This window comes from Anaerococcus sp. HMSC075B03 (assembly GCF_001815585.1).
GTDB classification, from domain to species: Bacteria; Bacillota; Clostridia; order Tissierellales; family Peptoniphilaceae; genus Anaerococcus; species Anaerococcus vaginalis.
This window is the reverse complement of the sequence record NZ_KV821168.1, coordinates 1-13,461: the sequence shown is the minus strand read 5'-3', so window position 1 is coordinate 13,461 and position 13,461 is coordinate 1. Positions and strand designations below refer to the sequence as shown.

Annotated in this window: 11 protein-coding genes; all 11 read left to right on the top strand. The window is 27.6% G+C overall.

The features are described 5' to 3' along the window. The 11 genes from rpoZ to rny all read left to right on the top strand — a co-directional run bounded on the left by rpoZ (position 1) and on the right by rny (position 13,258). The gene (gene rpoZ, locus HMPREF3045_RS01760; RefSeq protein ID WP_004838826.1) at positions 1 to 189 is read left to right on the top strand and encodes a DNA-directed RNA polymerase subunit omega; all 189 of its coding nucleotides are present in this window, start codon (positions 1 to 3) and stop codon (positions 187 to 189) included. Next, a complete protein-coding gene (gene coaBC / locus HMPREF3045_RS01755) occupies positions 182 to 1,354 on the top strand; it encodes a bifunctional phosphopantothenoylcysteine decarboxylase/phosphopantothenate--cysteine ligase CoaBC (RefSeq protein ID WP_070606711.1) in 1,173 nt (390 codons plus the stop codon). The genes rpoZ and coaBC overlap by 8 nt, the downstream gene beginning before the upstream one ends. A gap of 8 nt (positions 1,355 to 1,362) precedes the next feature. Continuing rightward, a complete protein-coding gene (gene priA, locus HMPREF3045_RS01750) occupies positions 1,363 to 3,741 on the top strand; it encodes a primosomal protein N' (RefSeq protein WP_070736878.1) in 2,379 nt (792 codons plus the stop codon). 9 nt (positions 3,742 to 3,750) lie between these two features. Next, a complete protein-coding gene (gene ftsY / locus HMPREF3045_RS01745; protein ID WP_070736877.1) occupies positions 3,751 to 4,866 on the top strand; it encodes a signal recognition particle-docking protein FtsY in 1,116 nt (371 codons plus the stop codon). Between the two features lie 133 nt (positions 4,867 to 4,999). Then, positions 5,000 to 5,785, top strand: coding sequence for a 30S ribosomal protein S2 (rpsB, locus tag HMPREF3045_RS01740; RefSeq protein WP_070606702.1), 786 nt, complete (start codon positions 5,000 to 5,002; stop codon positions 5,783 to 5,785). 10 nt (positions 5,786 to 5,795) lie between these two features. Then, positions 5,796 to 6,467: a translation elongation factor Ts gene (gene tsf / locus HMPREF3045_RS01735; RefSeq protein ID WP_180362997.1), complete on the top strand. Its 672-nt coding sequence runs from the start codon at positions 5,796 to 5,798 to the stop codon at positions 6,465 to 6,467. Between the two features lie 182 nt (positions 6,468 to 6,649). Beyond that, complete coding sequence (gene cysK, locus HMPREF3045_RS01730; RefSeq protein WP_070736876.1) at positions 6,650 to 7,561, top strand: cysteine synthase A; 912 nt, start codon at positions 6,650 to 6,652, stop codon at positions 7,559 to 7,561. A gap of 1 nt (position 7,562) precedes the next feature. Then, positions 7,563 to 8,093, top strand: coding sequence for a serine O-acetyltransferase EpsC (epsC, locus tag HMPREF3045_RS01725; protein ID WP_070736875.1), 531 nt, complete (start codon positions 7,563 to 7,565; stop codon positions 8,091 to 8,093). 76 nt (positions 8,094 to 8,169) lie between these two features. Then, entirely contained in the window at positions 8,170 to 9,903 is a 1,734-nt protein-coding gene (locus HMPREF3045_RS01720) for an ABC transporter ATP-binding protein (protein ID WP_070736874.1), read from the top strand. After that, positions 9,896 to 11,635, top strand: a complete 1,740-nt coding sequence (locus tag HMPREF3045_RS01715) for an ABC transporter ATP-binding protein (protein ID WP_070736873.1) — start codon at positions 9,896 to 9,898, stop codon at positions 11,633 to 11,635. The genes HMPREF3045_RS01720 and HMPREF3045_RS01715 overlap by 8 nt, the downstream gene beginning before the upstream one ends. 84 nt (positions 11,636 to 11,719) lie before the next feature. Next, the gene (gene rny / locus HMPREF3045_RS01710; RefSeq protein ID WP_070606687.1) at positions 11,720 to 13,258 is read left to right on the top strand and encodes a ribonuclease Y; all 1,539 of its coding nucleotides are present in this window, start codon (positions 11,720 to 11,722) and stop codon (positions 13,256 to 13,258) included. Positions 13,259 to 13,461: the final 203 nt, after the last annotated feature.

The following is a 13,461-nucleotide window of genomic DNA, read 5'->3' as shown; positions in this document are numbered from 1 at the left end:
ATGAATAATCCATCTTTTAAAGAATTATCAGAAATAAGTTCAAGTAGATACGAAATTTGCATGATGGCTGCAAAAAGAGCAAGAAGAATTGTAAATGGTTCAGATTTATTGACTAAAGAAGTAGAAGATAAACCTGTAACTCAAGCTTTACATGAAATAATGGAAGGAAAAGTAGAAAAAAATGATTAAGGGTAAAAATATTCTCCTAGGTGTTAGTGGGGGAATAGCCGCTTATAAAGTTTTAGATCTTTGCTCAAGATTAAAAAAAGAAGGAGCAAACTTAAAAATTATTATGACAAAGGCTGCTTGTGAATTTGTTAGTCCTTTGTCTTTTGAAACTATGGGAAAATGTCTTGTCTATTCTGATATGTTTGAAGGAAGTCATGAGAAGGTTCATCACATTGAGCTTCCAAAATGGGCAGATGTTTTTTTGGTTGCACCATTAAGTGCAAATACGCTTGCTAAAATGACTTATGGCATTGCAGATAATATGCTTACAGCCTCACTTTTAGCTTGTGATAAAGACATAATTGTAGCTCCTACTATGAATACAAATATGTTAAACAATAAGGCAACTCAAAATAATCTTAAAACAATTAAAGAAAGAGGAGTACATATAATTAATCCAAATTCAGGACTTCTTGCTTGCGATACAAGAGGAGATGGGAGAATGGAAGAACCTGAAAATATTGTAAGATACCTTGATTATTATTTTACAAAAAAAGATTTAAAGGGAAAAAAAATTATTGTTTCTGCTGGACCAACTGTAGAGCCAATTGATTATGTAAGATTTATAACAAATAAATCTAGTGGTAAAATGGGATATAATATAGCCATAGAAGCTTTCAAAAGAGGTGCTGATGTTAAATTAGTATCTGGTCCTGTAAATCCTATTAAGACAAATGGAATTGATAAAATCAATATTAGAACTAATTTAGAATTAAAAGAAGCAATTGATAAAGAATTTGATGATTGTGATGCCTTAATTATGTCAGCTGCTCCTACAGATTATAAGGTTAGAGAAGTAAGCGATAAAAAAATCAAAAAAAATGGCGATAATTTAAATCTAGAATTGATTGAAAATGTTGATATATTAAAATATTTTGGAAATAAAAAAGATAAACAAGTTTTGATTGGTTTTGCTGCAGAAACAGATGACCTTATAAAAAATGCAAAAATAAAATTAGAATCAAAAAAGGCAGATTATATTATAGCTAATGATTTGAAAAAGAAGGGCGCAGGTTTTGATGTAGATACAAATATTGCATCAATTCTTTCAAAGGATAAGGTTGAAAAACTTGATATAATGACAAAAAAAGAATTAGCTAATAAAATTTTGGATCTTTTGGTTTAGGTGATAATTTGTTTTGTTATGTAATACTTGATAGTAAAAGTAGATTTTTGGATAAATCTTTTACTTATCACATACCTGATAAATTTAAAAATAAAATAAAAAAAGGGATGAGGGTTATTGTCCCATTTGGCAAAGGCAATAAGAATACTATTGCCTTTGTTTACGATATAGTGGAAAATTTGAATGAAAACTTTGAAATAAAAGATATTGTAGATATTATTGATTCAAAAAATCTCGTAGATGATGAATTAATTAATTTAGCTTTTTTTATGAATAAAAGGTATCTTTCTCCTTTAAGAGCATGTATAAAACAAGTCTTACCACCTGGAAATATTAAAGAAATCAAAGAATATTTTTATAAAACAAAAAATTTGGATAAAAAAGATAAGCTATATAAAATTTTAGAAGATAAAAAGTCTTTGGAAGATTTAATTAATAATTATGGGTTAGATATAGATACTTTAAGAAAATATAAAAAAAATAAACTAATAGATTCTTATTTTGACATTAATTCAAATCAAAATATTAATTATAAATACTTACTTAGTCTATCTGAAAATTATATGGAAATTAAAATTCCAAAAAATGCCAAAAAACAAATAGAAATTATTAATTATCTCAAGAATAATAAAAATGCAGATTATAAAAATGTATTAAGTAAGACAAACTCAAGTAAAAGTTCTTTAGATTCTCTTGTTAAGAAAAATATTGTAAAAATTAAAAAAATAGAAGTAAATGAATCTTTGGTTAAAGAAATAATAAGTTATGGCAAATTCTCATTAAATCACGAGCAAGGTCAAGCCTTTAATAAAATTATAAAAAATCCTAACGAATCTTATTTATTAAAGGGAGTTACTGGAAGCGGAAAAACTGAAGTTTTTTTACAAATTGTAGAAGAAAACCTAAAAAAGGGAAAAGATTCAATAATTCTTGTTCCAGAAATATCATTAACTCCTCAGACTATAGAGAGATTTCAAGGAAGATTTAAGCAAAAAATTGCTATAATGCACTCAAGGCTAAGTCAAAAAGAAAGATTTCAACAGTGGAGAATGATTAAAAATGGAGAAGTTAAAATTGTAGTAGGAGCAAGAAGTGCAATTTTCGCTCCATTTAAAAATCTTGGTCTAATTATAATTGACGAAGAACACGACAAAAGTTATATATCTTCCCAAGATCCAAAATTTCATACTGATGAGTTGGCCTTATTTAGAAAAAAATACAACAAGGCAACTTTAATATTTGCATCAGCCACTCCATCTATTAAAACTATGACTAAAGCTCTAGATGGAGACTATAAATTACTTGAACTAAAAAATAGAGTAAATGGAAAACTTCCAAAAGTAAACATTGTTGATATGAGAGAAGAATTGAAAAGTTCAAATTATTCAATGATAAGCTCTTTACTATATGAAAAAATTAAAGAAAAACTAAAAAATAAAGAGCAAACAATTTTATTTTTGAATAAAATAGGACATAATTCCTTTACTTTTTGCAGGCAGTGTGGATACGTAATAAAGTGTGAAGCATGTGATGTTTCTATGACCTACCACAAAAATGTATCCAAATTAGTATGTCATTATTGTGGAAGAACAAAAAACCAACCTCATATTTGTCCTTCTTGTGGCTCAAATAAAATTAAAGAATTTGGTGCAGGGACTGAAAAATTGGAAGAAGAAATTAAAGTATTGTTTCCAAAAGCAAATATCATAAGAATGGATTCAATGACAGCAAAAAATAAAAAAACTTATGAAAAAATGTATAAGAATATGAAAGAAAAAAAAGTTGATATTCTTATTGGGACACAAATGATAGCAAAAGGTCTTGATTTTGAAAATGTAACCTTAGTTGGAATTATTAGTGCTGATTTATCTTTAAATCTTAATGATTACACAGCTTACGAAACAAGTTTTCAACTTTTAACCCAAGTTTCAGGAAGAGCAGGAAGGGCAGATAAAAAAGGCGAAGTGATAATACAAACCTATAGGCCAGATAATTTTGTAATAAATGCAGCAAGTAAAAATGATTACGAAAGATTTTATAAATATGAGATAGAAGCAAGAAAAGCTTTCGATTATCCACCATTTGTAAATTTGATTACTATTAAAGTATTAAACAAGTCGAGAATAAAATGCATAGACATATCGAAAAAAATAAAATATTATCTTGATTTAGAATATGAAAAAGATTTGGATGTTAAAATAATAGGTCCAAATCCATGCAAAATTTCTCGTATAAATAATAAATATAGATATAATATAATTATTAAAACGAATGAGGAAAAATTAGAAAAAATATCTGATTTTCTTACAAGACTTAAAAATTACTTTATAAGTAAAAGCAAAGACACAAGCATATTGATAGCACTAAATCCAAGTGATATAAATTAAGGAGAAAAAATGTTTGATTTTTTTAAGAAAAAAAAGAATGATGAAAAAGAAAATATCAAAAAAAATCTATCAGATGAAAATAATTTAGAAAAAAGCGAAGAAAATGAAAAAATACAAGAAATCGGACTTGAAGAAACTACAACTATAGAAGAAAATTTTCAAAATGAAAATTTTAAACAATTACAAGATGATGATACCGAAGAAGAATTAGGATTTTTTACTAAATTATCAAAGGGTTTATCAAAAACAAGAGAGCAATTTTCCTCAAAACTTAAAAACTTATTTACTGCAAATGTAAAAATTGATGATGACTTATATGATGAATTAGAAGAAATTTTAATATCAGCAGATATCGGTATGAAATCAACTATTGAAATAGTTGACCAATTAAAATATGAAATTAAAGAAAAATCAGTTAAAAATGCTGATGAAATTTTTCCTTTGCTAAAAGAAATTATGGAAAAAAAATTAGATGAAAAAAATCTTGAAAATAAATTAAATATTTCAAAAGATAAGCTAACAGTAATTTTAGTTATAGGGGTTAATGGAGTTGGTAAAACAACTACTATAGGAAAACTTGCCAATAACTTGAAAAAAGATGGATACAAAGTAACTTTAGCAGCTGCCGATACATTTAGGGCAGCAGCAATTGAGCAACTTGATTCATGGGCAAAACAATCAAATACACAAATGATTGCTCACAAAGAAGGATCAGATCCATCAGCAGTAATTTTTGATGCAATCCAAGCAGCAAAAGCAAATAAGTCTGATGTCTTGATTTGTGATACAGCAGGAAGACTTCACAACAAAAAAAATCTAATGAATGAATTAGAAAAAATAAATAGAACAATTTCAACTCATGCTAATAATGCAAATAGAGAAAATTTATTAGTTTTAGATGCAACTACAGGACAAAATGCAATAAGTCAACTTAGAGAATTTAAAAATGTTTGCGATATTACAGGATTGATTTTAACAAAACTAGATGGAACTGCAAAAGGTGGTGTGATTTTCCCATTACAAGTTGAACTTGAAGTTCCTGTTAAGTATATTGGTGTAGGAGAAGGAATAAATAATTTAGAAAAATTTGATTCTAAATCATTTGTTGAAGCAATGTTCGAATAAACTTGTAATATATTATAATTTATGGTATATTACATAAGTACTATGCACATCTTTGGATAGGTTTGCGTTGCTAATTTAATTAGTTTAAAATCTAGTAGAAAAAGATGGAAGAAAATAAACGGAGGTAAGATATATGTCAATAGTATCAATGAAAAAATTATTAGAGGCTGGTGTACATTTTGGTCACCAAACAAGAAGATGGAACCCAAAAATGAAAAAATTCATCTTCACAGAAAGAAATGGAATCTATATTATAGATTTAGCAAAAACTGCAAATCAAATTGAAAAAGCTTACGAAACAATTAGAGATATTGCTAGTGAAGGTGGAACAGTTTTATTTGTAGGAACAAAAAAACAAGCTCAAGATTCAATTGAACAAGAAGCTAAAAGATGTGGTCAATACTATGTATCTAACAGATGGTTAGGTGGTATGTTGACAAACTTTAACACAATTAGAAATAGTGTAAACAAACTTAAAAAATATGAAACAATGGAAGAAGATGGAACATTTGATCTTTTACCAAAAAAAGAAGTTCTACAATACAACAAAGAAATGGATAAATTAGAAAAAAATCTTGGCGGAATCAAAGATATGGAAGATTTACCAGATGTATTATTTGTTGTGGATCCATCAAATGAACAAATAGCAGTTCACGAAGCTAGAATCTTAGGTATTCCAGTTATTTCAATTGTAGATACAAACTGTGATCCAGATGTAGTAGATATTGCTATTCCTGGAAATGACGATGCTATAAGAGCTGTAAAACTTATTACTTCTTTAATGGCTGATGCTGTAATAGAAGGAAATCAAGGTAGTGAATTCGCAGTAAGCGAAGAAGACTTTGAAGAAAGTGATGAAGAAGAAACAGAATCAGAAGATTTAGAAGAAAACGATCAAGAAGAATCTATTGAGGAATAATTAGGAGGATATCATGGCAGTAAGTGCAAAATTAGTAAAAGAATTAAGAGAAAAAACTGGCGCAGGAATGATGGATTGTAAAAAAGCTTTAACTGAAACTGATGGTAATATAGATGATGCTATAAAACTATTAAAAGAAAAAGGACAAGCTACTTTAGATAAAAAAGCTGATAGAATTGCTGCTGAAGGAATTATTGGTTCATACATTCACAACGATAAAATTGGTGTAATCGTTGAAATCAATACTGAAACAGATTTTTCAGCAAATACAGACACAGTTAAAGAATTTGCAAAAAATATAGCTATGCATATAGCTGCTTTAAATCCACTATACATTTCAGAAGAAGACGCTGATGAAAAAGATGTAGCAGAACAAAAAGAAATATTAATTAAACAAGCTATGAATGAAGCTAATCCAAATATGCCTGAAGACAAAAAAGAGATGATTGCTCACAAAAAAGTTGAAGGTAGACTTAAAAAATATTTCAAAGATGTATGCTTAATGGATCAACAATATATCAAAAATCCAGATCTTACAATAGAACAATATCTAAGAGATACTGCAAATAATGTAGGAGAAAACATCAAAATCAGAAGATTTGCTAGATTTGAAGTTGGCGAAGGTTTAGAGAAAAAAGAAGAAGATTTCGCTAAAGAAGTTCAAAGCCAAATGAATGCTTAATAATTAAATTATAAAGAAAGCCTTTTGGCTTTCTTTTTTTACAAAGAATCCATAGTAATTTACTATGATTTTTTTCTTAATCGTTTGAAAGATTATTTTTTTACTATATAATATTAACAATTGAAAAAATTAAATGATTTTTAAATTTTAAATTTTTATATATAATTTTGAAAGGAGAATTAATGAAAATTTATAATAACGCAAAAGAAATAATTGGAAATACTCCATTATTAAAATTAAATTCCTTGAAAAAAGAAGGTAGAGCAGATATTTATGTAAAAGTTGAAAAAAATAATATAGCAGGCTCTATCAAAGATAGAATAGCTTTGTATATGATAGAAGAAGCAGAAAAAAATGGAAAACTAAAAAAAGGCGATACAATTGTAGAACCTACTAGTGGAAATACGGGCCTAGCTCTTGCTGCCCTTGCTGCTGCAAAAGGATATAAATGTATATTAACTATGCCAAGCTCAATGAGTATAGAACGATCAAAACTTGCTCAAGCCTACGGAGCTGAAGTAATAAGGACAACAGAAAATGGTCTTCAAGGATCAGTTGATAAGGCTATAGAATTATCAAAAAAAGACGGATATTTTATGCCAGACCAATTCTCAAACCCTGCTAATATAAAGGCTCATTACGAAACAACTGGTGTTGAAATTTTAAATGAAATATCTCCAGATGCTTTTATTGCTGGAGTTGGAACTGGTGGAACTGTAACAGGAGTTGGCAAAAGACTAAAAGAAAATAATAAAAATGTAAAGATTTTTGCAATTGAACCAGCAGAAAGTCCTTTATTATCAGGTGGTAAAGCATCAGGTCATAAAATCCAAGGAATCGGTGGAAACTTTATTCCTAAAAATTTAGATTTTGATTTAATAGATGGAATTGTTGATGTTAAAGGCGATGATGCTATAAAAATGTCTAGATACTTAGCTAAAAACGAAGCCTTAGCTGTTGGAATTTCTTCAGGAGCTAATGTATGTGGTGCAATAGAAATTGCTGATAAGCTAGGCGAAGGTAAAAAGGTTGTTACTGTTTTGCCAGATACAGGCGAAAGATATTTATCAACAGAATTATATAATATAGAATAATATGACTTTTGAAGAATATAAAGATGAATTAGTTAAGGCGGCTTTAGAAAAAGATCCTGCCTTAACTAAGGAAGAAGATGCTTTGAGATTTTCTCCAGGAATTAAGGCTTTATTAGCTCATTTTGAGGCACACAAATTATATTTACAAGGAGAATTTTCTAAGGCAAATGAGATTAGTCAAAAAGCTAGAAGAGAAACCGGCATTGAAATCCATCCTGGTGCTAAGATTGGAAGAAGATGTTATATAGATCATGGAATGGGTGTTGTAATCGGAGAAACTGCTGAAATTGGCGATGATGTGTTAATGTATCATGGAGTTACCCTAGGTGGTTTGAAAAATGCAAGAGTAAAAAGACATCCAACTGTTGGTAATAATGTTTTAATTGGAGCAGGTGCAATTTTATTGGGAAATATCACCATAGGTAATTTTTGTAAAATTGGTGCAAATTCTGTAGTTTTAGATGATGTGCCAGATGATTGTACTGCAGTAGGAGCTCCAGCTAAAATTATAAAACATAAACATAATAAATAAGACAAGGGCTGTTATTTAATTTTAAATTATTAACAAATATTTTAAAATTAACAGCTCTTTAATTTTAAGAGGTAGTATGTACAAAAAATTTAAATGGTTTATCAAGTATTATAAGAAATATTATATCATTGGAGTTATATTTTTATTATTAAGTGATATTGTTTCACTATTTTTGCCATATATTATTGGAAAATTAATTGATTTAATATACAATAATTCAATTGATTTAAATAATTTTATTAAAATTATATCCTTTACTATATTTGTGGTTATTTTAAAATATTTTTTGGCTATGGGATGGTCTTATAATGTTTTTAAGGCTAGTGGAAGTATAGAATATTTAGCAAGAAATAAGTTAATGAGAAAATTTTTAAACCAATCCCAAGAATTTTTCGAAAAAAATTCTACAGGATCTCTTATGGGAAAATCTACCAATGATATTTCCCAAATATCAATAATGGCAGGTTATGGAACTTTAGCACTAATAGATGCTACAATTCTTCCTTTTAGTATAATTTTGGTTATGATTTTTACTATCGATTTAAGACTTACTTTGCTTTCTATTTTACCACTACCTTTTATTGCTATTATCTATTTTAAAATAGGGGATAAGATTTACGATAAGTCAAAAAAAGTAAATCAATCCTTTGATAGGTTAAATGATAGTGTTTTGGAAGATGCAGAAGGTATAAGGCTTATTAGGGTATTCAATATAGTTGAAAATAGAAGGAAAATATTTTATAAAAATGCTGATGAATTAGCTACAAACAATATAATTCTTGCAAAATATCAAGCACTTTTAGCTCCTGTAGAAAGAATTATAACTTCACTTACTTTTATTATAGCAATAGGATTTGGCTCATATTTAATGAGTTTAGGAAAAATTTCTATAGGTCAAATTGTTTCTTTTACTTATTATTTAAATATGCTAGTTTGGCCAATGTATGCTCTAGGAGATTTTATAAATTTAAAAGAGCAAGCTAGCGCTGCTATGGATAGGATAGATGAAACTTTAAATTATAAAGAGGAAATAAAAAATACAGATAATAAAAAAAGCGTCAATTTCCCATTGGATATAAAATTTGATAATCATAATTTTAAATATCCAAGTTCAAAAGAAAATATATTAAACGAAATAAACTTATCTATAAAAAATTCTAAATCTTTGGGGATTTTAGGAAAAACTTCATCAGGCAAAACTACTCTGATTAAACAAATTTTAGACTTATATAAGGTTGATAAATCTGATATATATTTTAATGATGATATTTCATCAGATATTTCTTTTAAAAGTTTTAAGGAAAATCTTGGGTATGTTCCACAAGAAAATATGATTTTTTCAGATACTTTAAGAAATAATATCTTATTTGCAAAAGAAGATGCCAGTGATGAAGAGTTGAATTCGGCAATAGAAATAGCAGATTTTAAAAAAGATATAGATGATTTTCCTGAAGGTCTTGAAACTATTACTGGAGAAAAAGGAGTTTCATTATCAGGTGGACAAAAACAAAGATTGTCTATTGCAAGAGCTGTATTAAAAAATCCAGAAATTTTAATCCTAGATGATGCTATGAGTGCTGTTGATGCCAATACTGAAAAAAATATTATTACAAATTTAAATAAATATAGGAACAATAAAACAACAATTATAGTTGCTCATAGGATAAGCCAAGTGCAAAATTGTGATGAAATTATTGTTTTAGAAGATGGAAAAATTGTTGAAAAGGGAAATCATTATGAGTTAATGAAAAATGACAAATGGTATAAAAAACAATATGAAAATCAAATTTTAGGTGATATGTATGATTAAGGCAAATGAAAAGAAAAATTATAATAAATTAAAAACTTACGCATTAGATGAAAAAAAGTCTTTGCTTATTGGATTTATTTTTTCTTTTTTGCGAACTATACTTGAAATAATCGGACCTATGATTATTGCTTTTATAATAAATGATGTATTAAAATCTAGGCTTACACCACAAAGCTACAAAAAAATTGCTATACTATTATTTATATATTTTATCGTTTTTGTATTGTCAGGAATTTTATTAAATAGATCTAGAGTTAATTTTCAAATTGCAGCTAATAAAATTGCATCAAAAGTACAAAAAGATGTCTATGATAAAGTATCAACTTTTCCAATTTCCTATTTTGATAATCTTCCATCAGGAAAAATCGCATCAAGAATAACCAATGATACAAATAAATTAAAAACAATGTTTCAACTATTGTTTTCTGATATTATAAATTCCTTAATATTAATCATTGGTCTATATATAACACTTTTATTTACTGATACAATTGCAGCTTTAATGCTTTTGATACTCATGCCTATTGTGTATTTGATATTTAAAACTTATTTAAATAAAACTTATGCATATACAAAAGATATAAAAATCTATACAGCAGATGTCAATGCAAAAATTAATGAATATATTCAAAATATGGAAATCATTCAAGTTTTTAATAGAGAAAATTATATTTTCAAAAAATTTGATAATATAAATAAAAAAATATACGATTTGAATATAAAATTATCCAAATTAAGATCTTATTCAGGTTATAGAGCTATGGATATTATTCAATTTTTAGCTATAATAATCGTGCTTATTTATTTTGGTCTTGGCTCAATTACAAATATATATTTTGTAACAATAGGTTCTTTATATATGGCAATAGACTATACAACTAAAATTTTCAATAATATCAATACAATAATTATGAGATTTGGAGATGTTGAAGATGCTCTAAGCTCAGCAAATCACATATTTGAACTTTTAGAAATGAAATCTATGGAAAAATTAGAAAATAAAAAAATAAATTTAGAAAATGACATTTATTTTGATGATATTTATTTTTCTTATGATAATGAAGATGTAATAAAAGGAATTACATTTGAAGTTAAAAATGGAACATCCCTTGCTTTTGTTGGGCAAACAGGTTCGGGCAAATCAACTTTGATAAATCTGCTTTTAAATTTTTATTTTCCAAGAAAGGGAAAAATATATATAGGAAATACCAACATTAATAAAATAAATAGAGATTTATTGAGAAAAGATATGGCGGTTGTTTTGCAAGATGCTTTTTTATTCAAGGCTAGCATAAAAGAAAATATTAGCTTGGGAGAAGATTTTACAGATAAAGAAGTTATAGAATCATTAAAAAAAGTTGGTGGACAAAAATTATTAAAACGAGGTATTGACAGCAAAGTTTTAGAAAATGGATCTAATTTAAGCCAAGGCGAAAAACAACTCATATCATTTGCAAGAGCTTATATAAGAGATCCAAAAATTCTGATTTTAGATGAAGCAACATCAAATATAGATACAGAAACCGAAAAAATAATTCAAGAAGGTATAAATGAATTAAAAAAAGACAGAACAACTTTTATAGTTGCTCATAGATTATCAACAATAAAAAATGTAGACAAAATTATCGTACTATCACACGGCAAAATTTTAGAAAGCGGCAATCACGAACAATTAATCCAAAATAATGGAGAATACAAAAAAATGTATCTAAAACAAATGAAAGAAAAATAAATTTAGAAAAACTTTTTCGTATAAATATAGATTTATGATATAATTATTTATAGGATGAAAATCCTAATTACAGGAGGTGATAAAATGAATTTTAATCAAATTATTCTATCTGTCGCCTTCATAATATTAGCTTTTTTTATAGGCTATCTTTGTAGAAAAAAAATAGGTGAATCAAAAATTTCTTCTGCAGAAGAATTATCTGCAAGAATTATTGATGAAGCAAATAGAGATGCCGAATCTCTAAAAAAAGATGCACTAATAAGTGCTAAAGATGAGATTTCTAAACGCAAAAAAGAAAGCGAGCAAGAAATTAATAAAAAAAATAATGAACTTGCTACAAAAGAAGGTCATCTTTTAAAAAAGGAAGAGAGTCTAGACAAAAGATCCTTATTATTAGATAAGAAATCTGATGAAATCTCTAGTGACCAAAAAAAGTTAAAACAAAAAGAAGACAGAATTGAGAAACTTATCGAAGAACAAGAGTTGAAGTTACAAGATATTGCTGGACTTACAACAAATGAGGCCAAAGATATTTTACTTCAAAGCTTAAAGAATGATGTTGTTCATGAACAAGCTAAAATCATTAAAGAATTTGAAGAAAAAACTAAAAATGAAAGTAAAAAATTAGCTTCAGAAATTCTAGCAACAACAATTCAAAGATATGCGGCTGATGAAGTAGCAGAAAGTACAGTTACAGTAGTATCATTGCCAAACGATGAAATGAAAGGTCGCATAATTGGAAGAGAAGGTAGAAATATCAGAGCTTTTGAACAATTATCAGGAACAGATATGATAATTGATGACACACCAGAAGCTGTAGTAATATCTGCATTTGAACCAATCAGAAGAGAAATAGCTAAAGTAGCATTGGAAAGATTAATACTTGATGGAAGAATAAATCCATCAAGAATCGAAGAAATGCTAATGAAAGCAGAAGATGAAGTTGAACAAAGAATAATTGAAGACGGACAAAGAGCAATTGAAGAAGTGGGAATACACAATCTTCATCCTCAACTTGTAAGACTTGTAGGAAAACTTAAATTTAGAACTTCTTATGGACAAAATGTTTTAAAGCATTCCATAGAAGTTGCAAAAATCGCTGGAATGTTAGCTCAAGAACTAGGACTCGACGACAAAGATGCTAAAAGAGGAGGCCTATTACATGATTTAGGAAAAGCCATAGATCATGAAGTAGAAGGAACTCATATATCAATAGGAGTCGAAGCTGCCAAAAAATATGGCGAAAACAAAAATGTAATTAATTGTATTGAATCCCATCACGGAGATGTAGAAGCTAATTGCATAGCTGCAATCCTAGTACAAGCATCAGATACAATTTCAGCAGCAAGACCTGGAGCAAGGAGAGAAAGCTTAGAAAATTATATTAAAAGACTAGAAAACTTAGAAGAAATTGCTAATTCATTTGATGGTATAGAAAAAACTTTCGCCGTTCAAGCTGGAAGAGAACTTAGGGTAATGATAAAACCTGAAAAAATATCAGACGATCAAATGGTTGTAATTGCTAGAGAGATTGCACAAAAAATCGAAAATGAATTAGAATATCCTGGTCAAATAAAAGTTAATGTAATTAGAGAATCAAAAGCAATAGAATATGCTAAATAAAATAAAAAGAGAGGAAAAATCCTCTCTTTTTTTGTGCTTTTTTAATGTTAACTATTTTGAAATAACATATAGATCATTAGTATTGATTATCAATTTTTACTAAAGATTCATTTTTTTTGTAGGAAAATTGACATTTATATATATATATATAATGGAACTATAAGCGTACTTGCTAAGGAGGAATACAAAAAAATGAATCATAA